The sequence below is a fragment of the Georgenia muralis genome (genome assembly GCF_003814705.1).
Lineage (GTDB): Bacteria > Actinomycetota > Actinomycetes > Actinomycetales > Actinomycetaceae > Georgenia > Georgenia muralis.
Map to the genome: position 1 here is coordinate 958,421 of NZ_RKRA01000001.1, position 25,505 is coordinate 983,925.

Genomic DNA, 25,505 nt, shown 5'->3' on the forward strand with positions numbered 1-25,505 from the left:
CGACAACAGTAAGCGTTCGAGAGCACGCCGTGACCGGTTCGAGCGGTCCAACGCCTCGTCGACGCAAGCGACTCGCCGGCAGAGTCTGTTCCCCTCCCCTGATCTCACCCACCACCGCGCAGCCCTCGGAGCGGTCGGCCGCAATCGCAGCAGCCTGCGAGGCGCCAAGCGAGCAGCGGGTGATCACGAGAACGCGACGCGACGCAGCATCGCGTCGACCTGCCCGAGGACCACGCCGTCACGGAAGGAGACTGCCCCCTGGCGGGCGTGCTCGCCGAGCCGTCGACGTTGCGGCAGATCGGCGGCGAGCTCACCCAGCACGCCGGCAAGGGAGGCCACCTGCCTGGCGTGGAAGACCCGCCCGTTCACACCGTCCTCGACCACCTCGCTAGGTCCTCCTTCGTCGGCGACGACGGTAGGGCGCCCGCGGGCAAGGTACTGGAGCACGTTCTGACCCATCGGCTCCGGTCTCGTCGAGGCCTGGACGCAGACGTCCAAGGAGTCGATGAACAGACCCACATCCTCCACGTGTCCCTCGAACACGACCTGGTCCGCGACGTCCAGGTCCGACACAAGTCGCTCGAGCTCACGGCGATAAGCGCGCTCGTCGAAGAGCACACCACCGGCCAGGTGCAGACTGACGGGGGTTCCACCGAACGTACGAGCGAAGGCCTCGATAAGGAGGTGTTGCCCCTTCCAGCGGGCGATCCTCGCCACCATGCCGACGCGCTCCACTTCCGCCCGGACGGGTGCCGCCGGTGCGGGCAAGACGTTCCCGACCGGGCTCCGGATCACGGCGGTCACAGCCGGCAGGCGGACGCCCGCCGCTGAGGCGAGCGTGAACGCCGAGTTCGCCACCACGCCGGTCGCCCGCGGCAGCACCAGTCTGCGCATCACGAGATCACCCGCCCAGCCCAGGGACTCGACCGAGACGACGTCGCGCAGGTGGACCACCAATGGCTTTCGCAGAATCGCGCTCGCGAGGATGCCGTAAACGGCCGATCGTGTGGAGTTGGCCCAGAGGATGTCCGCGGTGCGCGCGGCTGGGTGGAGCGCAACGGAGACCGCCTCGACGATCACCTCCAGCGCCGCCCCGAGGACCCGGCCCACGGCGCCCCCCGAGATGCCGGCCCTCATCGACCCTCGTGTTCCCATTACCAGCGCCCCGGGGGCACGGTCGAGAGCCCTGAACACCCCCAGCTCAGGACCGGCTACGAGGACTCCAGCTCGCCACGTCCGACCCGTCACGCTCAGGAGTCTGACGAGTGCGAGCTCGGCTCCCCCCGGTTCGGTCGAGTGGTTGAGGAAGAGGACGCGCGGTCCGGACGGGCCATGGGCGATGCCAGTCGCCGGCGGATCCAGCCTCTCGATGACCGCAGCCATCTGGGCCGCCCGGTCGTCCCAAGTCGGAACCTCCGCGTCGAGCACGGTCCGTGGCTCGGGGTCGAGCAGAGCCGACCGGGTGACGGCGGCGAACTCGCCGCGGTCAGCGATCTCGACGCCGTGGCCGGCGTGCTCACGGAACCCGGCCACGGGCGTGCTGACGACGGGTCGACCGGCAGCGCGGTACTCGTACGCCTTGATCGGGTCGAGGCTGTCGGTGAACGCGTCGACGACGTGCGGCACGACGAGCACGTCGGCGTGGACGAGGTAGGACGCCACCGAGCGCCGGTCCTTGGGGCCGAGAAGGATGACACCGGCGCCTGTGAGGCGCCGGTGCGTCGCACGGTCCACGAGCGCGGGGCCCACCAGGACGAGCGAGCCGACCCCCGCGAGAGCGGTCGCCGTGTCTACGCACAGGTCCAGGTCCATCCGATCGGGGTGGATCGTGCCGAGGTAGAGCGCCACCCGCCCCATCGGCAGGTCCGCCGGCCGGTCACCCGGTCGGCGGTAGGCGTCGACGTCCACGGCGTTCGGGATGAGCGTCACGGGCCTCGTCCGCCCCTTGGCCTCGACGAGGGCCGGAGAGCACACGACCACTTCGCGGCAGCGTCGCAGGAGAACGTGCTCGTCGGCGAGGAGGCGGGCGTGCTCGCCAGCGGAGCGGTCAGCTGCCACCCAGTCGTCCGTGATGTCGTAGAGCGCGGGCCACCGGGTCCGGCGGAGGATCGTCGCACCCCCCGGGTCGTTGATCCACAGCACCGGCTCGACGAAGCCGAGGCGGGTTGCGGCCCGTTCGACAGCGACGGCGAGGCGGGCGTCCGCGCCGGGGTCGAGTCTGCGCGGGAACAGCTTCGTCGCCTGAAGTCGCCACAGCCGCCCCTCCGCCCCGGGGAGGTCGCGGACCGGGCGAAGTCCTGCGCCCGGGCGAGGCTGGGACCGGCGCCGCACGTCGTGAACCGGATCCGCGGGGGGTTCGACGAAGAGCACGCGGAGCGCGGGGTCCGCCCGGAGTAGGCCGGCCACCAGGTACTGGTTCCGCCGCCAGACCGCGTCCCAGGCCTCGAGGGACACCACGACGAGGTCGGTCACCGCAGGCTCCGGTACACCCGGTCCAGCGCCGTGACCTGGGCCTCGGACGTGAACGCCGACCGCTGCCGGTTGCGGAGCCGTTCGCCGTACTCGGCCCGCCGGTCGGGGTCACCCGCCAGGTCAGCGAGAAGCAGCCCACCCTCCTCCGGATCATCGGGACGGTAGAGGGTGGCTCCCTCGACGGCCCCGACGGTCTCGAGGTGGCCACCCGAGGCAGCAGCGACCACGGGGAGCCCGGCGGCCATCGCCTCCAGGACGCTCAGCCCCAGACCCTCGATCGGGCAGGGCGCGAGCAGGACGGAGGCCCGAGCCATGAGATCGCCGACGTCCGACCGGCGCCCCAGGAAGTCTACGGACGCCCCGATCCGGAGCTCGCGCGCGAGGCTTCGCAGCGACTCCTCCTGGGACCCGTCGCCCGCCACCGCCAGACGCCACCCCTCGTCAGCGAGGGATGCGCGGGCGAATGCGCGCAGTGCCATGTCGGTGCGCTTCTCGGGCTCGAGGCGCTGGGCGACGAGCACCGTCCGCTCCCGACCCCGCGGTCCGGGCAGGTCCTCGCGGACGGGCACGCCCGTGCGCACCACCGCCGCCACACCCTCGATCCGGTCGGCGACGTACTGGCTGATGGCCACCTGGGCGTCGACGCGACGCTCGATGAGGGGTGCGACGCACCGTCCCCCGACGGAGGATCCGCGCCGCCGCGCGAAGTGCCGGGTGGTGACGACCGGCACCGAGCGTGCCGCTGTGGCCAGGGTCGCCGCGAGCTCAGTCGCGGTCATGTGGACGTGGACGACGTCGCAGTCGGCCCACCGGTTGAGGGCCCGGATGGTCGCACGTACCGAGCTCGCAGCGCGCAGGGGGATCCGGTCGGTCCCGAGGACGGAGAGCATCGCCGCAGGGTCACCGCCGATCACCGACACCCGGTGACCGGCCGCGTGCTGGGCACCGGCGAGGTCGGCGACGTACCGCTCGACGCCGGCGAAGCGTGCCGAGGTCACGGCGTGCACGATCCGCAGGGCCTGGTTCACGTGGCGTAACCCGGGGCATGACCGACTGGCTCGCGCGCGGCGTCGACGAGGCGTCGCGTGACCTCGGCCTCCTGCGCGAACGCCTGCGCCCCGAGGCACACCCCGGCGACGACGAACGGCACGGAGACCTGCGCCGCTACCCAGAAGATGTCGAACTGCGACTGGACGACGCGCGAGAGCACCACCGCGAACGCCAGGGTCCCGAACGTCGGGTCCACCCTCCACAGCACCACCAGCGCACCGATGACCATGACGACGAACCCCACGAGACCCACCACGCCTGCCGAGGCCAGCACCTCGAGCTCGGCGTTGGGCGGCTGGAACGGGAGTCCCCGACCCGCCACCCAGTACCGCATCCCCACCCCGAACCAGGGCACCGACTGCCACAACTCGATCGTGTCGCCGATCCAGCTGATTCGCTGGAACACGGAGTTGTGGACGTTCCCGGACTCGACCTGTTCCTGCACGAGGGAACCGACCAGTGCCATGGCAGGGGCCACGGCCAGGATGATGGTCTTCGAGCGCTTCTGGTGGGGGTCCCGCCGGAGGGCGACGACGACGAGCGTGACGCCGAGACCGATCAGAGCCTGCCGCGACTGCGTGAGGAGGATGGCGACCACCATGAGCCAGAAGGCAGCGAGAGACCAACGTTTCGTCCAGCCCGTCCAGGTCGGCCGAACATAGGCGACGACCGCCACGAACGCGAGCAGCGTCCCGACGAAGTTCTTGTGCATGAGGAACGGCCATCGCGGATAGACCGGCGCCAGGTCGCCGCTGGCGACCTGGATCATGCCCTGAACAACGGTGAGCAGCGCCAGGACAACTCCGGAGATGACAACGAGGGCCAGCCCCTGACGGGCGTAGCCTCCACGCCCCACGGCCCAGCCGACGACGAGCGCACCTCCGATCAGGAGCCACTGGTGCACCCACTCGACCGCGTTGAGCCGGTACGGGTTCGCCAGGACGGTGAAGAGCGTGGACATCTGGTAGATCCCGGAGAGCCACAGGAGGTTCCTCAGCGCCGGCGAGAAGGGCCGTCTGGACAGGAATACCGCAGGCCAGAAGGCGAGAGCCAGCGCAGCGTCCGAGACCGACAGGTCGACTCCGCCGAGCCCCAAGCGAGCGCCGACCAGGAGGAGGGGCATGGCGAGCAACGGCAGCGCCACCGGCTCAACGAGCGTCAGTCCGAGCACGAGAACCACCACGGCGGCGGCGAGCGCCATCTCCGGTCGGTTCGGGACCTGGTCACCCAGCAGGTACAGCGCGGCGGCCACGCCGACGATCGCACCCACCGCGAGGGTTGGCCGCAGCGCTTCGACCAGTCGGTCCATCACGGTCCCCCGCCCGCCGACGACGACCTCTCGGCCGCGACGGGTCCGCGCAGGTACAGCCCCAGCCTCCGCCGCGCGACATCCCGGTTCGGGGCCCGAGTGACGAGCGAGCGTGCAGCCGCCCCGAGGACCCGCGCCGCGCGGTTCGCCTGCCAGCCTGCCGCGCCGAAGTGCTTGCGGTAGTACCGCTCCTGTGAGGCGTGGAAACGCACCTCGCGCTCGCCGGCGTCCGCACTTGTCGCGGCGCCGAGATGGGTGGCCCGCACGCCGGGCACGACCGCGTGACGCCAGCCGAGGCGCGCCGCCCGGTAGGCCCAGTCGGTCTCCTCGGCGTAGAGGAAGAACCGCTCGTCGAACCCGCCGACCTGTGCGAGCGCCTCGGCACGGAGCAGCAGCACCGACCCGATCACGAAGCCAGTCTGCCGCCCCAGCCGCCCCAGACCGACGGCTTCCAGCCAGGACCTTGCCGGGTGCGGGAACGGCCAGCCCACCCGGGCGGGCCGGCCCTGCCCGTCCACCTGGGCCGGACCGACGCTGGCCAGTCGGGGGTCGGCGTGCAGGGCCCGCCTCAGGGCCGTTACGTCCTCCCGGGTGACGACGGCATCGGGGTTGAGAAGCAGGAGGTCACCACCGGGCACAGACCGGTGCCCGAGCGCGTGGTTCACCCCCGCGGCGAAGCCGCCGTTGCGACCAGGATCGAGGTACCTCGCCCCCAGCTTCTCGCACAGCGCCCGGATCTCGGGCAGGGATGAGTTGTCCACGACCGTGACGCTCAGGCTGATCAGCGGCGCCAGCGCGCGACGGAGCAGCTCCGGTGTCCCGTAGGCCACCACCACCACCTCGACCGGGGGGGCCGTCTCGTCCGCAAGCTCCTGCCCGGCAGCACCACCCTCGGCCGACACCTGGTCCCCGATGGCCCGGCGGTAGAGCGCTTCGTAGCGGTCCGCGACCACCTCCCAGTCACAGCGTCGGGCCCGCTCGAGCCCGGAGCGCACGAGCGTCCGGCGCAGGTCCGCGTCGAGCCCCGCCGCCAGCAGCGCCCGGCTCAGCTCGGCCGCGTCCCCGGGCGGGACCAGGAGGCCCGCTCCGCCGACGACGTCGGGCAGCGCCCCGCTGCTGCTGGCCACCACGGGCACCCCGCACGCCATGGCCTCGACGGCTACACGGCCGAACTGCTCCACCCAGGAGGGTGTGGTCCGGGACGGAACCGCGACGACGTCGACGCTGCGGTAGAGGGCGGGGAGCTCGGCCTGCGCGACGTGGCCCGCGAAGTCCACCCGGTCAGTCACACCCAGCTCGGCCGCACGGCTGCGCAGCGACGCCTCCTCCGGGCCCGTGCCGCACACCCGCAGGGTGAGGCGCGGGTCCTGGGCGACGGCCGTGAGGACCACGTCGACCCCCTTGTGCGACGCGAGGCGGCCGACGTACCCCACGTGCACGCGGTCGACGTCGACGGGCCGAGCCTCCGGTACGGGCACCCCGCCGCGGCCGACGACGGAGGCGGCGGCCCCGGCCGGGCGGAACAGGGTGGTGTCCAGCCCGAGCGGGATGACCTCGGCCCGCCCGGGGAACCCCTTGCGCTCGACGATGCGCCCGGCCTCCTCGTTGCAGACGCTCACCCCCGAGGCGTGCGCGAGCGCCCGGCGCTCGAGCCACCGGAACGGAGGCGGGTACCGCTTGTCGAGGTTCTGCGCGGAGTAGAGGACGTACGGCGCTCTGTGGCGACGCAGTGCCCGGAGGAGGAGCACCTCTGCCGTCGCGAGGGCGAACGGCTCCTCGTGGAGGTCGATGACGTCCCAGTCCTCCCCGAGCGCCCGCCACAGGGGCCGTGGGTCGTAGAGGAACAGCGCCGGGTGCGTGCCCACGGTCGCCACTCCGACGGCGTCCTCCCCCGGCTCTGGCTCCAGCGTGACGGCGGTGCCGCCCACGTCCCACCGGCGCGCGGCGACGGTGCGGACCTCGTGACCCCGTCGGGTCATCACCCGCTCCCGCTCGCGCCACGCACTCACGGCGGCGCTGTGGGAGATGCGCAGGACCCGCACGGGGTGGCCTCCGGACGTCGGGGACAGTGCTTCAGCGTATCCACCAAGACCGCCCGAAACGGCCGCGTCCATGGCCTCCTGTGCGATGATTCAGACCTGATCCGCCCACACCTCCGGGGGCCGCCGTGCAGTTCCGTGACTTCCTCGCGATCCTGCGATCGAGGTGGATCACCATCGTGCTCGCCACCCTGGTCGTCCTCGGTGCCGCGACCGCGGCGACGCTCTCGATCACCCCGATGTACACGGCCAGCGCGCGGGTCTTCTTCTCGGCCGAGGCGCCCTCCGATGACGATGGACGGACCGGCGGGACCTACGTGATCACCACGTCGGACCTCTCCACCTACCTCGAGGTCCTCAACTCGCCCATGGTCATGGACCCGATCCGCGAGGACCTGGGCCTCCAGGGGGTGCCCTTCCGGGTCTCCGCGGAGATCCCCGGCGGCACCCCGATCCTGCGGATCACCGCCGTCGCCCCCAACCCGGACCAGGCCGCCGCGGTCGCGAACGCCGTGGGCCCCCAGCTGGCGTCGGTGGCGGGGAGGTTCTCGGTGCTGCTCGCCAGCTCGGGGCAGGACGTCGAGACCACGGCCATCACCCCGGCGTCGCCGCCGTCCTCGCCGAGCTCGCCCGACATCACCCGCAACCTCGCCCTCGGCCTGCTCACCGGCCTTGTCATCGGCGTGGGCCTCGCCCTCGTCCGTCACGGCCTGGACACCAAGGTCCGGCGGGAGAGCGACGTCAGGGCGCTCTCCGACCGTCCGGTGCTCGCCCACGTCCCCTACGACAAGGCCTCGCGCGAGCAGCCCCTGGTCATGGAGAACGACCCCCACGGCCTCCACGCGGAGTCCGTGCGCCGACTACGGACCAACCTGCTCTTCGTCGACGTCACGACGCGGAAGCACTCGTTCGTGGTCACCTCGGCGCTCCCGGGCGAGGGCAAGACGACGACGACGATCAACCTGGCCATGGCCATGGCCGACGCCGGTGCCCGGGTCCTCCTCGTCGACGCCGACCTGCGCAACCCCTCGGTGGCCCGGACGATGGGTCTCGAGGGGGCCGCGGGACTCACGACCATCCTGCTCGGCCGGGCGACCGTCGACGACGTCGTGCAGCAGTGGCGCGGCACCACGCTCTCGGTGCTGCCCGCCGGTCAGGTCCCCCCGAACCCGAGCGAGCTCATCGCGTCCGCCGCGATGGAGTCGCTCTTCGCCGAGCTCGCGCAACGGCACGACTTCATCCTCATCGACTCCCCACCGGTGGTCCCGGTCATCGACGCCGTCCTGCTCAACCGGCTCACCGGCGGCACGCTCATGGTCGTGGCCATGGAGCGGACCACGAAGAAGCACCTGGCGAGCGCCCTGAAGTCCCTCGCGACGGTGGACGTCAAGGTGGCCGGCTTCGCGCTGAACATGGTGCCGACGCGGGGCGAGAGCTCGTACTACGGGTACGGCCGTCGCGCATACGGCACGCCTCCCGAGACAGGTCCCGACCCCGACACCGAGGTGCCCCGGCCTGGATCTGCGACGGTGCCGCCTGTCGTGGCAGGGCGCGACGACGACGGCGCAGCCGGCGAGGGCACGCAGGGCACCAGCAGGACCCGACGCTCGAGCTCGGCCGCCGGCGCGCGTCGGCGCTGAGCACGGCCGCTCAGGCGGTGCCCGTCTGCGGCGCCAGCCACGTCACCCCGCCGTCGACCGACGTGAGGACCTCGTCGCCGACCCAGAGCCAGGCGGCCCCCGCGGTCGAGCCCACCGCCACCGGCTGCGCGTCGAGCGACGTCGCCGCACAGCCGCTCACGCCACCGACGGCGGCACCGGCCGGGTCGAGGAAGGTGATCCCGACGCCGTCGCACGCCGGGGTCGTCCCGGCCAGGATGAAGCGCTCGGCCTCGGCGCCGACGGCCGCCGCGGACCCGGAGAGGGTGGCGGGCGTCCAGGTCACCCCGGCGTCGTCGGAGACGTCGACCGTACCGTCGGCGCACAGCACGGCGGCTCGCTCGGCGTCGACCGCCGCGAGGTCGGCCGCCGCACCGGTGCACGGCGCCGCGACCTCGCCGAGCGGGGTGACAAGGGTCGTGCGGTCCCCCGGGGTGACGTACCAGGAACCGGGTAGGAACTGGTCCTCGGTGACCCAGGAGGCTCCGTCGGTGACGGTGCTCCGGTAGGTCGGCACGCAGTCCGGTCCGCCGCCGATGGCGACGAGAGTCCCGTCGTCGAGGAGTCGTAGGCGTGTGATCGGAGAGACCTCCGACGGCACCTCCTGCCACGTCGCACCGGCGTCGAGGGTGTGCTCGAGCACCGCCGGCGCGCCGCAGCCGGTGCTGGTGGCCCGCCACGCCTCGGTGGGCGACGCGACGGCGAGGAGCCGCACGGGTGGTTCGGGCACCTCAGGTGCGCTCGGCTCCTCGGGCGTGCTCGACTCGGGCGTGCTCGACTCGGGTGTGCCGCTCCCCGCGGGCTGGTCCGCGCTCGCGGACCCGACGGCGGCGGGCTGGTCCCACACCTCCGGCGCCGGGCGGGTGAGGAGCCGGGCGATGAGGAAGGCGTTGGCGGCGACGAGGAGGACCAGCGCGACGTAGGCCACGGCCCGCCGTGTCATGCCGGCGCCCGAGGGGCCGAGCCGTCAGTCTCCTCCTCGAGGAATCCCTCCTCGACGAGCCGGGCGACGAACGTGACGACGTCGTCGCGGACGGTCTCCTCCGGCACCCCTGCGACAGCCGCGACCTGGGCGACGACGCCGCCCCGGGGACCGGACGGGCTCGGCCGCCCCGTGGCGGCGCGCCAGATCGCCAGGGCGGAGCCCTCCAGCACGATGAGGGGTCCCTGTGGCATCAGGCCCAGGTACACGGCCTGTCCGCCGCTCTCGTCGGTCTCGACCTCGGCGACGGCGTCCGCGCGCCGGTAGGTGGTCACCGTCGCCCCTGACGCCGCCGGACGAGCGCGGCGAGCTCCTCACGCAAGCCACGGGCAGGGCGCGCGAAGAACTCTCGGGCGATGTCGGTCCTTGACGGCCGCCGACCCAACCGGTGGGCGAGGTGGTCGACGTTGACCTGCGGTGCGCGCCACGCGAGGCGCAGGGCCTCCCGTCTGCTCGAAGTCGCCCGGATCCGCGCCGCCCACTCCTCCATCCGGGTGCCGCCGCCGACCGTCAGTCGCCAGAGGTCGTACTCCCTCGCGTCGCGGAAGTCCTCGAGGCCGCCGGTGGCCGCGGCGAACCCCACCTGAGCCTCGAGCTCGTCGCGCAGCACGCGGATCTCGTCCTTGCGCGCCTCGCTCGCCCCGGTCCAGGCGGCCCGGACGTCAACCGAGGCGTGCCCACCCGCCCGTGCGGCGTTGAGCACCAGGATGAGGGACTGCGCCGCGACGCTCGGGACCGGGCACGGCACACCGGCGATCGTCGTGAGGGACCGGTCCCGCCAGAGCCGGTCGAAGGCACGCTCGGGCGCGGTGCCGATCCCGGGGAAGTGCCGGTGCAGGTCGGCGAACCCCCAGACCTCGTGGGTCAGCGTGACCGCGTGCCCGAACGGGGACCCCGACTCGAACGTGCTCCGCACGTCCCACCCGTGCTTCCCCATCTCGTCCAGAAGTGCGTCCACGTGGGCAGGTCGTACGAGCACGTCGGCGTCGGCGCCCACCCGGGTGGCGGAGGCGATGGCGCGGTCGATCGCCACCCCCTTGATGTGCAGGACGTCGGCCCCGCACTTCTCGGCCAGGTGCTGGATCGTCGCGTGCGCGAACCGGACCCGCACCGCGAGCGGAGCACCGACCACGACGGAGGAGCTCATGACGGCTATCTTGCCGCGCGTGCCCCAGGACGCGCCTCGGTGTCGCTCAGCGGACCGAGGAGGTCGCGGGCGGCGCGGGGCAGGCCGTAGGCGACGACCTCGGCCTCGGCCATCGTCGCGACCGCCTCACGCACGAGGTCCGCGGCGTGGGGGTGCGGCCCGTGCGTCGCCACCGCCGCCTCCACGAGCTGCTCGATCGTGGGCGCCTCGTGCGACTCCAGCCAGACCGTGAGCCCGATGCCGCTGATGCGCACGGGGGCACTGCCCACGAGGAGGAGGATCTCGCCGTCGATGCGGACCGCGTCGCGGTGGTGTCGGCGGCGGACCCGTCCGTCGAGGAAGCCGGTCGAGATGTCCGGCTCGTCGGAGACCGGGTCCGCGACCGGCTGCCAGTCCTCGGTATCGGCGACGGGCTCCGTCAGGACTGCGCGGAGCAGGTCCGCGACGCCGTCGTCGATCTGGTGGAAGCTCAGACGGCGGAGGCCGCCGCACTCCTGGCTGACGGCGCACAGTCGTTGGAGCGGACGGTCGAGCCCGACGAGGCCCGAGGTCTGCGGGATGATCTCCATGAGGCCGTCGAGCAGGGGGACGCTCTCCACCGACGCCGGACGGGGTTCGGTGTCCCGGTCCAGCAGGACGATGCGGTCGAGCGTGAGGTCGGCGGGCGCGCGTCGGAGGCCCAGCTCGTCCGGTGACGTCTGGACCTTGCGACCCGTCGCGCGGTCCACCTGGGCGAGCGGCCGCGGGAAGGGTGCGATCTGGCGCGACTCACCGACACCGACCGTCTCGTCCGTGACATAGCCGAAGTTGTGCTTGGCCAGGGTGACCGCCGCGGTCGTCTTCCCGGCCCCCGACCGTCCGACGAGGGCGACGACGCGGCCGCGGTCGTCCACGAGGCCGGCCGCGTGCACCATGAGCCGCTGACCGACCGCGTGGTGGATGGCGCGCGGTGTCAGCCGCATGAGCAGGCCGGCGACTCCGGCCTCGCCGACCTCGGACAGCGGGAAGTCGACGTCGCCGTCGTCGCTCGACGACGGTTCGTCGACGATGCACCGGGACCACGCGCGCTCGAGCTCGCGACGGAACTCCTCGTCCGGGCACTCTACGGCGAAGGTCGTACCGAGGAGGCGAAGTCGCGCTCGGAGCGCCTCGGTAGCGGCGGCGTTCGGCTCCGCCGCCGCGCTCACACCCGACGTCATACGGAGGCGCAGCTGGTGCCGCACGCCGTCGGTGGGGTGAAGCACATGTTCGCGTACGGGAACACGCAGCTACCGGTCGGGGATCCGTTGGGGTTGACGCCGGTCCAGGACCCACCGGTGAGGTTGTACGGGTCGAGGGTGTAGTTCTCAGCGGTGCCGCCGCACGCGGCGTCGGTGTAGAGCGCCAGCGACACCGTCACCCAGTCGCTGCCGCTGTCGGTGTTGGCGTTGGTGAAGACGCCGAGGATTGTCGTCTGGTTGGCCGGGACGTACATGCAGCTGGTCGCCGAGGGCGGGCAGGGGGTGGTCACGCCGGGGTTCGTCATGCCGACGACGCACTGCGGAACCTCGCCCTGGGGGTCGCTGGGGAGGCCGAGCACGAGTCCCGTCACCGTGACGTAGTAGTCGGTGTTCGTCTCGTTGACGAAACGGGCCCAGAGCACGTAGCCCTTGTTGTAGCAGAACCCCATCGAGTTGCCGGGGATCTTGCAGGCCGTGCTCTGTCCGAAGTCGATCACCACCGGCGGCGACGCCGCCATGGCGGGCGCCGCTGAGGCGACCGCGATAACCGGCACCGACCAGGCGGCGCCGGCGAGCACCGTCCTGCGGCTCAGGCCGCGCTTCTCCTGCTGCTCACCCGAACCCGTAGCGTCCATGTTCTCAGCCATCTCGCTCACAACCCCCAACGGTCGACGCACTCCCCAACGTACCGGCCGGTCGGCCAACCGGACCGCACTTTCGTGGTCGTCTGCACAGCACACCACCGGCCGTCATCCGGGTCACTGGACCACCGGGTGAATATGGGGGTGAATTCGGCGCCTCACCCTCCGGATGACACAGGGTGATACGGACCGCCCAACCAACCGTGACACGCCTCACCCTTGCCCGCTCCCGACTGGCGGGCCGATGTGGGTACCCGTTGCTAGTTTCACCCCGTGGAGGAAACCGGACGGGAGCGCACCGCCGTCGTCGTCGAGGACGACGCGGACGTCCGTCTGCTCCTCGCCGCGACGCTGAGCCAGGCGGGTTTCACCGTGCACACCGCCGGGTCCGGCGCCGACGGCGTCGCGGCGGTGCGCGAGTACGCCCCGGCCGTGGTCACCCTCGACCTCTCCCTGCCCGACATCGACGGCTTCGAGGTCTGCCGGCGCATCCGGGCCTTCTCCGACGCCTACGTCGTCATGCTCACCGGCCGCTCGGAGGAGATCGACACCCTCCTCGGCCTGGAGTCCGGCGCCGACGACTACCTCACGAAGCCGTTCCGCCCGCGCGAGCTGCGCGCGCGGGTCGAGGCGATGCTGCGCCGTCCGCGGCGCCTGGGCGACGGGGACCTGGGCGCTCCGTCTGCCGGCGCGCCGGTCCCGCCCGCGCCGGCCGACCAGGCTGCGCCCGCGTCCGGCAGCTTGGCCGATGGCGCGTCTCCAGCGGCGGGCGCCGCTTTGATCGGACGACCGGGCCAGCTCGTCCACCGCGGGCTGCGCGTGGACACCGCCGCCCGCATGGTCGACATCGACGGCACCCCGGTCCACCTCACCCGGAGCGAGTTCGACCTCCTCGCCGCCCTCGTCGCCGAGCCCAACCGGGTGCTGCGCAAGGCCGAGCTGGTCCGGCGCCTGTGGGGCCAGGACTACGACACCGGCACGCCGGTCCTCGACTCCGACCTGCGCACGGTGGAGGTCCACATGGCCAACCTGCGCCGCAAGCTCGGTGACGACGCCGCCTCCCCGCGGTTCGTCGTCACCGTGCGCGGGGTGGGCTACCGCCTGGCCCCGGCCGTCTGACGACTGTCCCGATCAGGGGGCGAACATCGCCCCGGCGGTCCCCACACGCAGGTGCTCCGCGAGCGCCCGCTGGGTCTCGTTGGTGAGGTCCATGAGCCGGCGCAGCTCGCGGTCCGCGACCGCGAGGTCGCCACGCCGGCCCGCCTCGGCGACGAGCTGGGCGTGCCGGGCGAGCGCCGCGGCGCCCACCATCGAGGCGGACGTGTGCAGGCTCAGGGCCGCGACGTGGACCTCCTCGGCGTCGCCGGCGACGACGGCGCGCGCCACCCGGTTGCACGAGTCGCCCAGCCGCTTGAGGTAGGCCAGGCCGAAGCCGGACGCGGCGTCGTCGCCGACGTCGTGGGCAAGGGTGCCCAGGGCCGCGGGGTCGAGGATCATGTCGTCTTCTCCGGTCCGATCGGCGTCCGTCGGCACGCCGTGGCCGGCGTCGACGTCCTGCGGGCCGACGGGGGCGTCGTGGGCACGCCGGCCGGCTGACCGGTCGATGGCCGCGCGTACGAGCTGGATCCCCGCATAGCCCAAGAGTGCCACGGCGAGCGCGGCCGTGCCGGTGCGCTTCTGGTCCCCGTCCAGCGCCGTCGCCAGGTAGCCGGCGTAGGGGATGTGGTACCGGACCACACCCCTGACCTGCGTCGCCGTCACCGTCCACGGGTCGGTGGCGTCGTTCGCGTCGCCCCGGGTCGTCAGGACGACGGTGCCGTCACCGGCGACGGCGCGCGCCACGACCCGGTGGGTGACGAGGGTCGGGTCGTCCGGGTAGGGCATGACGGTGACGACGTCGCCGAGCGCGAGGGCCGCCGTCGCCGCCTCGCCCCGGACGGGCTCGACGACCACCTGGCTGCCGGTGGGGATGGTCGGCTCCATCGAGCCCGACAGGATCGTCAGCGGCACCCACCCGGCCAGGTGCGGGACGACGACCATCGCCAGCGCCAGGCCCGCGACGACGGCGAGGGCGAGCCACCCGGCGACGGTGACGACGGCGTGCGCACCTCGCCGGACGACGCCTCGGCGTCCCTCCGCCTGCGGCCCGGCGTCGGGCCCGGTATCGCGCTCGGCGGCGACGGCGAGATGCCGGGTGCGGTCGGGCTCGGCGGCGCCGGTGGTCAGGGCCGCCATCACACGCCGCCCGCCGGGCCGAGGCAGCCGATGTTGCCGCTCTGGCCGCGGACCTCGGCGGTGACTGCCTGCGCGCTGCGGACCACGCCGCCGGCGGCAGTCTCGGCGACGAGGACGAGGTCGAACCGGTCGTCGGTCTCCACGGGGATCGCGCCCACGATGAGGTCGACGGTGCGCGCCCCGGGTGCGGTCAGCGTGGTGACCCGGCTCCAAGGGCCGAGGGCGTCACCGACGGTCGAGGCAGTCCGGGTGCGGGCGAGGACGTGCCAGGACCGCACGGAGGTGCCGGACCACGTCCAGCCCAGCGCCGCGCCGGCGTTGCCGTTGTAGGCGGTGCAGCCGAGCGTGAGGCCGGCGTCGGAGGTCGCGGTGGGCACGGTGTAGGCGGCGCCGGTGACGGCGGTGGCGGGGAGCGTCCAGCCCCCGGCCGCGACGCCGGTGCCCGTGACCGTCGTCGTCGCTACGACGGCGCGGCCGGGCAGCGCGAGGCTGAGCAGCACGGGGTCGGCGGGCGCGACGGTGAGGCACAGGGCCACGGCCGCGCCGGGCGCGAGGACCTCGGTGCCGGTCAGCGGGGTCGTGGCGGCGCAGGAGGAGCCGTCGGTGCCGCGCGCGAGGCCGACGCCGAGCGCCGGGGCGAGGGCGGCGGCCTCGGCCGCCGTGGTTCCGGGGCCGGCGGACACGGTCGGGGTGCTCGCCCGCCATGCGAGCCTGGTCTCGGCGGCGGTGGACGTCAGGCGCGTGCCGCCCGGGACGGGGGTGACCGACAGGCCCAGCCGGTCGGTCGTGACGGCGGGCAGCGCGGTGGTGGTCGCCGCGGACCAGCCGGCGTCCTGGGCGAGGGACCAGGCCAGGGCCGGCGTCGCGCTCTCTCCCTGGAGGTAGGCGCCCCACGCGCTCGCGCCCGGTCCCACCGGGAGGGTGAGCGTGGCGGTCAGCGGACCGGCGTTGGCCGGGACCACCCGCCAGGACCCGGCCGTGACCGGCACGGGTGCCGGGCCGTTCGCGGCGGTGAGGGCGACCGCTGCGTGCGCGAGGAGCTCGGCTGGCAGGGTCCCCGCGCCGGCGGCCGACGGGGTGAGGGTGAGGACGGCGCTGAGGCCGTCGCCGGCCATCGCCAGGTCCCCGCCCGCCTCGACGACGAGCGTGTCGCCGGGCAGCAGACGCCGGTCGGCGAGGGACGCGGTGACGTCCGCCCGCGGGCTGCCGGGCCGGTCGAGGTGCAGCCGGGCGGCGCCGGCGGTGACGGCGAGCCGGCCGGAGACCAGCTGCGCCCCGCCCACCTCCTGGGCGTCGGACCAGCCCGCATAGCTGCCGCCGCTGCCCGCGAGGAGGGCGACGGCGAGCACGCCTGCGGCGGCGGCGCTCAGGAGGCGGGACATCGGTGCGTCAGGCGATCTGCTGCTCGAGGGTGATCTGGAAGTCGGCGAGCTCGGCGGCCGCGTCCTGGGCGCGCTGGCCCCAGGCCGCTCCCTCGTCGTCCACCGTGGGGAAGGTGATGGTCGCGACGACGGTGTACTCGCCGCTGTCGGTGATCGTCGTACCGTCCTGACCGTTGACCTGGACGTCCACGGTCAGGCCCCCCGCGAGAGCGACGTCGGCCTCCTTGGCCGCGGTGGCCGCGGTCACGGCGGTCGGCAGGGTGGTGGCCAGCTCAGCCTCGAGCCCGTCGCCGGCGAGGTCGACGTCGACCGTGGCGGTGTAGGTGAGCACCGAGCCCGGGATGACGAGGTAGTCGTCGAGGGCGATCTCCTTGCCGCCGGCGGTCCAGACGACGCTGGAGCCGTCGATACGCAGGTAGCCCGAGGTGATGGTCGCGCCCCCGAGGTCCTCGCTGTCCGACCAGGTGGCGAACGAGCCGCCACCGGCGGCGAGAAGGGCGATACCGGCGACGCCGGCGAGGACAGCCTTGCGGGTGCGGGTGCGGGTGCGGGTGTGGGGGGCGCTCATGGTCTTCTCTTCCGGCTCGGTGCGCCGGCGTGCTGCCGGGCTGCTGGTGAGAAGACTCGCGGGCGTTCCTCAGGAGCGGGCACCGTCGCGGTTCATGTCCGCTCAAGATCACCTCAAGAGCCGTGAGGTGCGTCTCAGGCCCGGGCCACCCGGTTCCCGCCGGCCGCCGTCGCCGAGCGCGAGAGGTCCCGGGCGGCGTCGCACATGGCCTCGAGGTCGAAGCCGTGCTCCGCGGCGTCGGCGACGCCGACGCTCGCCGTGACCCGCATGTGCCCGCCGGGCACGGGCACGGGGGTGTCGATGAGCTCCTTGCGCAGCTCGTCGGCCCACTCGTGGGCCTCCTCCACCGTGCACCCGGTGAGGACCACCTGGAACGCGCGTCCGTCGAGGGCGTCACGGCCGAGGACCGCCCGGGCCGGCAGCACCATCTGCAGGACCTCCCCGCACACGGCCATCGCCTGCTCCGCGCACCCCACGCCGAACGCCGCACCGAGGGTCTGCACACCCTCGGGCGCGACCGCGACGAGGACGGCGGGGCGCCCGGTGCCGCGGGCGCCGTCGAGCACGTCCTGCGCGCGGCGGGGGAAGGTGCGCGAGGTCCGAGCCCCGGTCATGGGGTCGAAGTTCGCGGCGTCGACGCGCCGGTCCTGGGCCCGTGAGGCGCGCAGCGCCACCATGCAGAACGCCGCCCCGACGATGACGAGGACGTTGACCAGCGTGGCGACCTCGGTGCCGGCGTAGGTGAGGAAGGCCCGCCCCGCCGGCCCGACCACGACGAAGAGGACCAGCCGGAACGTGTAGAAGAGGGCGTGCCCGAGGAGGATGACGGCGAGCATGACCCCGAGCCGGTCCCGGCGCAGGTGCGAGCGCAGGATGGCCGCACCGGTGGCGTAGCCGCCGGCCGCCGTCGCCGCCAGGAGCGCCTCCTCCCCCGCCCAGTACCCGCCGTCGGGACCATGGACGGCGGAGGCGAGGGCGGTGAGCACGGGCACGCCGTACAGGACCCCGACGAGCGGTCGCCGCCCGGTGTGCAGGCGCACGCCGGCCCACATCGCCCACACGGTCAGGGCCGTGAAGCCGTTGACGAGCGGGACCGCCGGCCACAGGTCGGGGGCGAGGACGGCGACGAGGAGGAAGGTGGTCGTCGCGACCGCGGCGACGAACGCCAGCGCCCAGACCCGGTCGACGTCCTCGCCCGTCTCGGTCCAGGCGTGCGAGATGAACATCCCGGCCGTCAGGACGATGACGAGCGCGGAGACGACGAGCAGCGTCGGCAGGTCCAGGCTCACCCCGCACCTCCGGCGCGCCGGGCGCTCGGGCGGCCCGCCAGCGGCAGCACGATGGTGACCTCGGTGCCCTCGCCGAGGGCGCTCCGCAGCGCGATCGTGCCGCCGTGGGCCTCGACGATCTCGCGTGCGAGGTGCAGGCCCAGGCCGGTGCCGGGCACGTCACCGCGGCGCACGGCCGCGGCCCGGTAGAAGCGGGTGAACAGTCGCGCCTGGTCCTCGGGGGCGATGCCGATGCCGGTGTCGGCCACCCGGACGACCACCTCGTCGTCGACCGGCTCGGCGACGACGTCGACCCGGCCGCCCGCGCGGGAGTACTTCACCGCGTTGGACAGCACGTTGGCCACCACCTGCGCCAGGCGCAGCCGGTCGCCGTCGACGGGCAGGGGCATCCCGTCGTGGAGCTCGACGACGACGCCGCCCGCCGTGGCGCGCGGACGGTGGTCCTCCACGGCCTCGGCGACGACGTCGCGCAGGTCGAGCGGGTCGTGGCAGATCTCGACCCGCTCGCGCACCGTCGCGGCGTCGAGCAGGGCCTCGACGATGCCCTGGATGCGTTCGGCGTTGCGCTCGGCGACGGCGAGGTGCTCGCGCACCACCGGCGGCAGGCTCGGGTCCTCGGCGGCCAGCTCGAGGTAGCCCACCACCGAGGTCAGCGGGGTGCGCACCTCGTGCGAGACGGCCGAGACGAAGTCCTCGCGCTCGGCGAGCGCGGCCATCTCCGAGGTGAGGTCCTGGTAGACCACGACGGCGCCGGCGGGCCGGCCGTCGGCCCGCTGGAGCTGGTTGGCCGAGACCCGGTAGGCCCGCCGGGCCAGGCCCGGCCCGAAGTCCCACCAGATGAGCTCGCGCTCGATGTCACGACCGCCGGCGGCCCGGGCGAGCGGGCTCTCGTCCGGGCGGAGCGGGCTCTGGCCGTCGGCGGCGTAGGTGGTGACCGGACCGCGGCGTCGGTCCGGGCTCTCCCCGCGGGCGCGGGCCCGTTCCCGGGCGTCGTCGCCCACCCGCAGCCGGCCCTGCGTGGCGGTGGTGTAGGCGCGGTTGACGAGCGTGACGCGGCCGTCGGCGTCGAGGGCGACGACGCCGACGTCGACGGTGTTGAGGATCGACTGGAGGAGCCGCTCGTTGTACCGGGCGTCGGCGAGGATCTCCTCGACGAGGGAGCTCTGCCGGGCGAGGAGGTCACGCCGCGCGGCGGAGCGGCGCTCGGCGAGGTGGACGTACAGCGCGACGGCGAGCAGGACGAGCGGGAGGATGAACAGCCGCGGGATGTCGTCGCCGTCGAAGTGGGCGGTGCCCAGCACCCGGGTGCCCCACGCCGCGAGGGTGCCGACCGCCACCGCGACCACGACGCCCGCCGCGCCGAAGACCGTGGCCATCCACAGCACGGGCAGGACCAGCAGCATGCTCACGCGGAAGCCCGACTCCACGGCCAGGCCGATCGCGAGCATGTCGAGGAGCGGGACGGCTGCCGAGAGCCAGACGGGTAGCCGGCGCCAGGGCACGAGCACCGAGAGCGCCACCGCCGAGCCGGCGACCGCGAACGCCGCGAGGAACGTGCTGTCGTCGAGCATCGTGGGCGCGTAGACGAGGACCCCGGCGAGGATCGCCAGGGTCACGCCCGTGAAGGGCAGCTGCCGGAGGAAGACGCTGAGGTGGCCCTCCCCGGCCGTCGGGACCTCCGGGCGCCGGGCAGGCGTCGCCGGCCCGCGCGGGGCGCGGCCCGGCGCGACGCCCGCCTCCGCGCCGGGCGGCGTCTCCGCGGTCGACGGTGCTTGGGTCGTGCGCGGTGCGGCCGTGTCCGCTGACGGTCCCCCCTGCGGGCCGTCATCGGCGCCGGCGGTCGTCCCGGTCCCCCCCGGGACGACCCCGTGCAAGGGCATGGCGGCCCCAGCCACCCTCACCCCCGCCGTCTGCACTCGCACAGCCTATGGCTGCAAGAATGCAGATACGGCACGTTTGCGAAACTAGCAGCGACCCAGTCTTGCCCCTCGGACTGCAAGCCGGCGTGTCGCCGCTACCGGATCCCGGCGGCGCGCCGGGTGGTGCGGTTGGCGTGCGGGGACCACCGCGGCACCCACCGGGCCTGGGCGCCGGCAGCCGCCGCGCCGAGCGCCGCGGTGACCCAGATGCCCGCCGCCAGCGACCCCAGCGCCGCACCCGCGGAGACGATGAGCGGACCGGCGGCCGACCCGCCGTCCTGCAGCACGCGCCACAGCCCGAGGAACTGGGCCCGGCCACGGTCGGGTGAGACGTCAGCACCGAGCGTCATGAGGATGCCCGAGCTCATCCCGTTGCCGAGCCCGAGCAGCGCCGCGACGACGGCGACCCCGCCGATCGTCGTCGTCAGCGGCAGGAGCGACATCGCCACCCCCATGACGAGCATGGACGGCACCCCGATCCACAGCCGGCCGTAGAGGTCCATGACCCGCCCCGCGGGGTAGAAGAGGAGCATGTCGACCCCGCCCGCGAGACCGAAGATGAGGGACGTCGTCGCCGGGTCGAAGCCGAGGTGCTCGCTCCACAGCGGCAGGACGGTCATGCGCGCGCCACGGACGGCGCCGACGAGCAGCACGGCGACGCCGAGCGTGCTCAGCACGGCGCGGTGCGCGCGCAGCACCCCACCGAGGGTCAGGTGCTCCCCGGCAGCGCGGGCCGCTCGCCGGGCGGCGCTGCGCTGCCGCAGCGTCCCGCCGTCGCCGTCCTCCCCCACCGCGACGACGATGACCGTGGCGAGCACCGCCGTCACCACGCCCAGCGCGAACGCCGCGCGCAGGCCCGCGAGGGCGATGACGCCGGCCCCGACGAACGGACCGACGAACTGTCCGATGCGGTGGACCCCGGCCAGGGTGGACAGCACCCGCGCCCGGCGCAGCGGCGGGGTGACCTCGGTGAGGTAGGCGTGCCGGGCGAGGTTGAATACGGCCGCCGCGGCACCGGTGAGGAGCACCGCCGCGGCGAGGAGCACGAGCGAGGGGGAGAGCGCGGCGGCGAGGAACGCACCTGCCGCGACCACACCGGCCAGGGCCATGGCCCGCCGGTCGCCGACGCGGGCGGCGAGCTGGCCGGCGGGGACGTCGGCGAGGATCTGGCCGACCGGCAGCATCGCGGCGACGACGCCCGCGGTGGCGAGGTCTGCCCCGCGGCCGACGGCGGCCGGGACGATGATCGGCAGCATCGCGCCGAGGCCGACGTCGAAGAGGAACGAGGGCACGAACGTGCCCAGGACCAGGCGCCGGGGGAACATCGGACCGGTGACGGGCTGCGGTGCGGGCAGGGGCTGCGGGGCGTGCGGGTGCTGGGGCATGGTGCCCGTCATCCTGCCCGAGGACGCGGCATCGGCGCCCGCCCTCTAGCCTGGGGCCGACGGACGTGCCGGCCGACGGACGACCAGGAGGACGGATGGGGCGCAGGGCGCTGTACGACGTGAACGAGGAGTTCACGGTCCTGACCGTGTGCACGGGGAACATCTGCCGTTCCCCCGCGGTCGAGCGGCTGCTGCGGGCCGAGCTCGGGACGGGCTCGGGGATCCGGGTCCACAGTGCCGGGACGGGCGCCCTCGTCGGTGAGCCCATCCACCACCCCGTGGCCGGGCTCCTACGCGACCTGTCGGTCGACGCCGACGCGCACGAGGCCCGCCGGATCACCGAGGCGATGGTGCGCGAGGCAGACCTCATCCTCGCCCTCACCCGGGAGCACCGGGCCGACGTCGTCGAGCTCGTGCCCGCGGCGGTGCGGCGCACCTTCACGCTGCGTGAGTTCGCGCGGCTGGCCGAGCAGGTCGACCCCGCCGCCCTCGCCGAGGCAGCGGGCGCCGAGGCGTCCCCGGCCGAGCGACTGGCGGCGCTGCTGCCGCTCGCCTCCGCCTACCGGGCCCAGGTCGACCCCTCGTTGGACGACGTCATCGACCCCTTCCGCCGAGCGCCCGAGGTGTACCAGCGCTCGATGGACGAGATCGTCCCCGCGGTCCGCATCATCGCCGACGTGGTGCTCGAGCGACGCTAGACCGCCCGGCCGCACCCTTCCCGGGAGCCCGGGGCCGCGAGTAGGTTGTGCTCGACGCCCGAGACCCCGGAGTCCCATGACCGCTCCTGCCCACCCCTCGGACCGCCCAGGCAACCGACGCCTGGCGCGGTGGGCAGGTCGCTGCCTCCTCGCGGTGGGTGGCGCTTCCGCAGGTGCGCTCCTCACGCTCGGGCTGGCCGGCGGAGCCGCCGCGGACGAGGCGCCCGCCCAGCCGGCGGCCACCGTGCAGGACGCCGCCGCTCCGACCGGGACTGTCGAGCCCGACGGGGCCACAGAGCCCGCCTCCGAGCCCGCACCGGCGGCCGAGCCCGCAGCCGAGCCGCAGCCTCAACCCGCGAGCGAGCCGGAGCCGGCCACCCTGGTCGAGCCAGCACCTGCACCGGAACCCGCGCCCCCGGCCCAGCCAGAGCCCGCACCCGCGACCGAGCCCGCTCCCGCGGCCGAGCGGCAGCCCGTCCCGCAGCCGGCGCCACCGGCCCAGCCAGAGCCCGCCGAGCCCGCACCCGCACCCGAGCCCACGGCCGAGCCGGCACCCGAGCCGGCACCCTCCGAGGCTGAGCCCGGATCACCGGTCGGGGACGACTCCGCCCCCGAGCCGGCGGCGGACGAGGCCGGCACTGCCGCGGAGCCGCCGAGCAGTGACGCAGCACCCGGCAAGGGAACGATCGCGTCGGTCGGTGGCAGCACAGTGGAGAAGGACGACGCGGCTACGGCCACCGTCGGGACCGCCGACAGCGAGAAGAAGGACGACCGCGACGCCGACCGCACGTACGACGACAGGGACGACGACGGTCTGCGCGCTGGCGTCGGGGTGAGCGACCAGGGCGAGGGTGACGAGCGGGACGACGACAGCAAGAAGGACGAACGCGACGCCGACCGCGACAGCGAGGACAGCAAGAAGAACGACCGCGACAGCGAGCGCAAGAATGACGACCGCGACAGCGAGGACCGCGACACCGAGCAGAGCTCCGACGACCGGAGGGACGACCGCGGGAAGGCCGACGACCGCGACGCCCGGGAGGTCGGCCGCACCGCGGTAGCCACCGCGGCCCTCACCGTCGACCGGCCGCATCGCCACGGTCCCGACGACACGTCCGCTGTTGTCGGCTCGCCCGAGGGGCTGCCGGAGGTGCTGCCGGCCGGCGCGGACACGTTCGACCGGCACGGTGCCGGCCTCGCCGCCGAGGCGGCCGCGACCACGGCGCACGGTCCGGTCCCCACCGAGGACGCCGCTTCTTCGACCCCGGGCACCGGTCCCGTCCCCCACGCTCGGCCGCTGACCGGCCCGCGGAATGACGGCGACGGCGTCGCAGAGATCCAGTCCGCGCCGGCCGCACCCATCGCTGTGCCTCCTACCTCCGACGCCGAGGCCTCGGGCGGCAACGCCTCCCCGAGCCAGCGCGCCGGTGGCAGCAGCGACGCCGACGACGCGCGCGTCCATGCCCACGCCCAGGCCGAGCTCACCTGGGCCTGTGCCGTCGCACAGCGCGCGGTTCTCACCGACGTCTTCGAGGAGATCCCGGTCTCACCCGCCTGATGGTGACGCGCCGATCCGGCACGTCCGCGCGCCCTGACGGGCGCACCTCCATCACGCAAGGAGAGATCCCGTGCGCGACCACCTTTCCCGTGCGCCTGGCGCACCGAGCACCACCAGCACCGTTCGCTCTCTGATCCGAGGCGGGCTGCACGCGGCAAGAGCTGAGGACCACGCGGGAACCGAGCCCGGCGGGAGCCCGCAGCCCGGCCTCGGCGGACACGAGCGGCCGTTCGACGACCCTGTCGCGCTACCGCCCGAGGACTTCCCGGCCCACCGGCCGCACGGCGCGCTGTGGGGGTCGCTCAACCGGACCGCGGACGCGGTCGCCCTCCGCTCGGTCGCTCGTCGGCTGGCGGCGGGCGCGAGAGATCTCGTGACCGGCAGGGCACCTCACCGAGCCTGGGTCACGGGCTGAGGACGTGCGCCGTCGGCGCCGGCGACGCGCAGGGGGCTCGCCATCGCCGACTCGGCGCACCAGGACCGCCCGTTCCGACAGTGGTGACGCGCAGGGGGCTCACCACCGTCGGGACGTGATGCGGTCACCGGTCCCTGGGGCGACGGGGCGCAGGGGCCCCGTCGCCCCCGGCGACGTCCGGCCGGGGCGGTGGTGGTGGGCCGCAGGGGTGCCGACCACCACCGTCCCAGGGACCGTGGCGGGATCATGCCGCCCGGTGGATGACGGCCTCGAGCTCCAGGGCCGTACCGGCGGCGAGCTTCTTGATCTCCTTCAGCGCCGCACGCGCCGGCTCCACGTCCCCGTCGCCCAGCGCCGCCACGACGGGCGCCAGCCGGCCCGCGAGCGCGGCCGCACCCACCGTGGAGGAGGACTCGGCAAGGACGTCGGCCACGGTGTGGGCGCGTGCGGTGTCGGGCTCGGCCAGCAGGCGCTCGAGCTGGGCGACCCGCACCGGGAGCCGCTCGAGGTAGTGCTGCACGACCTGGACCGCCACCCGGGGGCCGAGGCGGGCACCCAGGTCGCGGAGCACCTGAATTCGCACCAAGGCCTCCACGGTCGCCTCCCTCGGCGGAGCGTCGTGGTGCAACTGTGCGACGCGATACCACGCACCGAAGGGCGCGCGGAGGGTGATGTCGGGATGAATCCGGGGCGCCACCCTCTCGGGCGGGAGGGTGAGGCGACGGGAGTGAAGCGGTACCGGGCGAGGTCGCGCCGCGACTCAGCGGCGCGTGCTCGCGGGCGTCAGCGTCGGGTGCTCAGCAGGAAGGCCGTCGCCCGGACGAGGCCGACGACGATCGCGAGGCCGATGATCTCCACGGTCGAGGACCCTGCCGTGAATTCGGGACGGCCGGGAGTAGCAACTTCGTGGGATGCGACGCGCGGCCCGGATCGGCGCAGTCCCGCCACTGCGGTCGCGCTCGCCCCGCTCATGGTGACCGGCGTCACCTCCGTGGCACCCAGCGTCGGAGCGGTCCCGTGCCCGGCGGAGACTCAGCGACCGAACGTCTCGTAGAACTCCCAGGATGCGGGGACCTTGCCGAAGGCGCCCCGGCGAGACCTGACGCGCGGGCTCGCCGCGGGCGTGGTCTCCCCCGTCGCGCGTGCCGACCGCTGCGGAGCCGGCGCACCAGGCGCACCCGCGGTGCGCGGCGCGCCGCTGAAGAGGCCGTTGAGTCCGAGGACCAGGCCCAGGCCCATGACCACCGACAGGGCCATGGCGACCACGGGGTTCACCGGGCCGGTGGCGGCGAGGTAGAAGGTCGCGGTGAGACCGAGGCCGACGAGGAACCAGCCGTTGCGTGCCGACCACCGTGGGTGCCCGTCGCGTCGCATCCCGTTGAAGCTCACCGTCCACCTCCGTGCCGCCCGATGGGTTTGTAGGACCTTAGGCCCGGTCCGCACGACACGCCAGCGGAAGTTTCGAACCGGGAGAGTCCGGTCAGAGGCGCTCTGGGGCGGGCCCTCGGGAATCGAGCGGCGGTCAGGGGCACAGGTCA

21 protein-coding genes are annotated in these 25,505 nt (G+C 74.1%); 4 read left to right on the top strand and 17 right to left on the bottom strand.

Annotated features, from left to right (window positions below):
• Positions 1 to 183: 183 nt before the first annotated feature.
• The 4 genes from EDD32_RS04135 to EDD32_RS04150 are packed head-to-tail and all read right to left on the bottom strand — an operon-like array spanning position 184 to position 6,810.
• Positions 184 to 2,472, bottom strand: coding sequence for a glycosyltransferase (locus EDD32_RS04135; protein ID WP_123914902.1), 2,289 nt, complete (start codon positions 2,470 to 2,472; stop codon positions 184 to 186).
• Complete coding sequence (locus EDD32_RS04140) at positions 2,469 to 3,470, bottom strand: glycosyltransferase family 4 protein (RefSeq protein WP_170175208.1); 1,002 nt, start codon at positions 3,468 to 3,470, stop codon at positions 2,469 to 2,471. Before EDD32_RS04140 ends, EDD32_RS04135 begins: the two co-directional genes overlap by 4 nt.
• A 26-nt stretch (positions 3,471 to 3,496) precedes the next feature.
• Entirely contained in the window at positions 3,497 to 4,831 is a 1,335-nt protein-coding gene (locus EDD32_RS04145) for an O-antigen ligase family protein (protein WP_123914908.1), read from the bottom strand.
• A complete protein-coding gene (locus EDD32_RS04150) occupies positions 4,831 to 6,810 on the bottom strand; it encodes a glycosyltransferase (protein ID WP_246005967.1) in 1,980 nt (659 codons plus the stop codon). The genes EDD32_RS04145 and EDD32_RS04150 overlap by 1 nt, the downstream gene beginning before the upstream one ends.
• A gap of 188 nt (positions 6,811 to 6,998) precedes the next feature.
• Here EDD32_RS04150 and EDD32_RS04155 point away from each other — a divergent pair, with 188 nt between their 5' ends.
• The gene (locus EDD32_RS04155) at positions 6,999 to 8,510 is read left to right on the top strand and encodes a tyrosine-protein kinase domain-containing protein (RefSeq protein WP_123914911.1); all 1,512 of its coding nucleotides are present in this window, start codon (positions 6,999 to 7,001) and stop codon (positions 8,508 to 8,510) included.
• Between the two features lie 10 nt (positions 8,511 to 8,520).
• Here the strand turns inward: EDD32_RS04155 and EDD32_RS04160 are convergent, their stop codons facing one another.
• From EDD32_RS04160 to EDD32_RS04180, 5 genes are read right to left on the bottom strand one after another with little or no spacing between them, the layout of a single operon-like run.
• Positions 8,521 to 9,471 (bottom strand): beta propeller repeat protein, encoded by a 951-nt coding sequence (locus EDD32_RS04160; RefSeq protein ID WP_123914914.1) that lies wholly within the window; start codon positions 9,469 to 9,471, stop codon positions 8,521 to 8,523.
• Positions 9,468 to 9,785, bottom strand: a complete 318-nt coding sequence (locus EDD32_RS04165) for a PqqD family peptide modification chaperone (protein ID WP_123914917.1) — start codon at positions 9,783 to 9,785, stop codon at positions 9,468 to 9,470. Before EDD32_RS04165 ends, EDD32_RS04160 begins: the two co-directional genes overlap by 4 nt.
• Positions 9,782 to 10,657 carry a nucleotidyltransferase family protein gene (locus EDD32_RS04170; RefSeq protein WP_123914919.1) on the bottom strand — a complete coding sequence of 292 codons (876 nt, stop codon included), beginning with the start codon at positions 10,655 to 10,657 and terminating at the stop codon, positions 9,782 to 9,784. Before EDD32_RS04170 ends, EDD32_RS04165 begins: the two co-directional genes overlap by 4 nt.
• 5 nt (positions 10,658 to 10,662) lie before the next feature.
• The gene (locus EDD32_RS04175) at positions 10,663 to 11,844 is read right to left on the bottom strand and encodes a hypothetical protein (protein WP_123914922.1); all 1,182 of its coding nucleotides are present in this window, start codon (positions 11,842 to 11,844) and stop codon (positions 10,663 to 10,665) included.
• Between the two features lie 8 nt (positions 11,845 to 11,852).
• Entirely contained in the window at positions 11,853 to 12,533 is a 681-nt protein-coding gene (locus EDD32_RS04180; protein WP_123914925.1) for a hypothetical protein, read from the bottom strand.
• A gap of 258 nt (positions 12,534 to 12,791) precedes the next feature.
• Here EDD32_RS04180 and EDD32_RS04185 point away from each other — a divergent pair, with 258 nt between their 5' ends.
• Complete coding sequence (locus EDD32_RS04185; protein WP_123914928.1) at positions 12,792 to 13,637, top strand: response regulator transcription factor; 846 nt, start codon at positions 12,792 to 12,794, stop codon at positions 13,635 to 13,637.
• A gap of 12 nt (positions 13,638 to 13,649) precedes the next feature.
• On the opposite strand, the gene EDD32_RS04190 is transcribed toward EDD32_RS04185, so the two are convergent.
• The 6 genes from EDD32_RS04190 to EDD32_RS04225 form a co-directional block, all read right to left on the bottom strand.
• Positions 13,650 to 14,753 (bottom strand): signal peptidase I, encoded by a 1,104-nt coding sequence (locus tag EDD32_RS04190; protein WP_123914931.1) that lies wholly within the window; start codon positions 14,751 to 14,753, stop codon positions 13,650 to 13,652.
• On the bottom strand, positions 14,753 to 16,135 hold the full coding sequence (locus tag EDD32_RS04195; RefSeq protein ID WP_123914934.1) for an alternate-type signal peptide domain-containing protein: 1,383 nt from the start codon (positions 16,133 to 16,135) through the stop codon (positions 14,753 to 14,755). Before EDD32_RS04195 ends, EDD32_RS04190 begins: the two co-directional genes overlap by 1 nt.
• Before the next feature lie 7 nt (positions 16,136 to 16,142).
• Positions 16,143 to 16,703 carry an alternate-type signal peptide domain-containing protein gene (locus EDD32_RS04200; RefSeq protein WP_123914937.1) on the bottom strand — a complete coding sequence of 187 codons (561 nt, stop codon included), beginning with the start codon at positions 16,701 to 16,703 and terminating at the stop codon, positions 16,143 to 16,145.
• Between the two features lie 134 nt (positions 16,704 to 16,837).
• Positions 16,838 to 17,992 carry a GGDEF domain-containing protein gene (locus EDD32_RS04205; RefSeq protein ID WP_123914940.1) on the bottom strand — a complete coding sequence of 385 codons (1,155 nt, stop codon included), beginning with the start codon at positions 17,990 to 17,992 and terminating at the stop codon, positions 16,838 to 16,840.
• Complete coding sequence (locus tag EDD32_RS18735) at positions 17,989 to 19,872, bottom strand: sensor histidine kinase (RefSeq protein WP_170175209.1); 1,884 nt, start codon at positions 19,870 to 19,872, stop codon at positions 17,989 to 17,991. The genes EDD32_RS04205 and EDD32_RS18735 overlap by 4 nt, the downstream gene beginning before the upstream one ends.
• Before the next feature lie 134 nt (positions 19,873 to 20,006).
• Positions 20,007 to 21,296: an MFS transporter gene (locus EDD32_RS04225; protein WP_123914943.1), complete on the bottom strand. Its 1,290-nt coding sequence runs from the start codon at positions 21,294 to 21,296 to the stop codon at positions 20,007 to 20,009.
• A gap of 95 nt (positions 21,297 to 21,391) precedes the next feature.
• On the opposite strand from EDD32_RS04225, the gene EDD32_RS04230 reads away from it, so the two are divergent.
• Both EDD32_RS04230 and EDD32_RS04235 read left to right on the top strand, forming a co-directional pair.
• On the top strand, positions 21,392 to 21,994 hold the full coding sequence (locus EDD32_RS04230; RefSeq protein ID WP_123914946.1) for an arsenate reductase/protein-tyrosine-phosphatase family protein: 603 nt from the start codon (positions 21,392 to 21,394) through the stop codon (positions 21,992 to 21,994).
• 76 nt (positions 21,995 to 22,070) lie between these two features.
• Positions 22,071 to 23,552 (top strand): hypothetical protein, encoded by a 1,482-nt coding sequence (locus tag EDD32_RS04235; protein WP_123914949.1) that lies wholly within the window; start codon positions 22,071 to 22,073, stop codon positions 23,550 to 23,552.
• Positions 23,553 to 24,211: 659 nt separating this feature from the next.
• Here the strand turns inward: EDD32_RS04235 and EDD32_RS04240 are convergent.
• Positions 24,212 to 24,562, bottom strand: a complete 351-nt coding sequence (locus tag EDD32_RS04240) for a hypothetical protein (RefSeq protein ID WP_123914952.1) — start codon at positions 24,560 to 24,562, stop codon at positions 24,212 to 24,214.
• Positions 24,563 to 24,999: 437 nt separating this feature from the next.
• On the bottom strand, positions 25,000 to 25,356 hold the full coding sequence (locus EDD32_RS04245; RefSeq protein WP_123914955.1) for a hypothetical protein: 357 nt from the start codon (positions 25,354 to 25,356) through the stop codon (positions 25,000 to 25,002).
• Between the last annotated feature and the right edge of the window lie 149 nt (positions 25,357 to 25,505).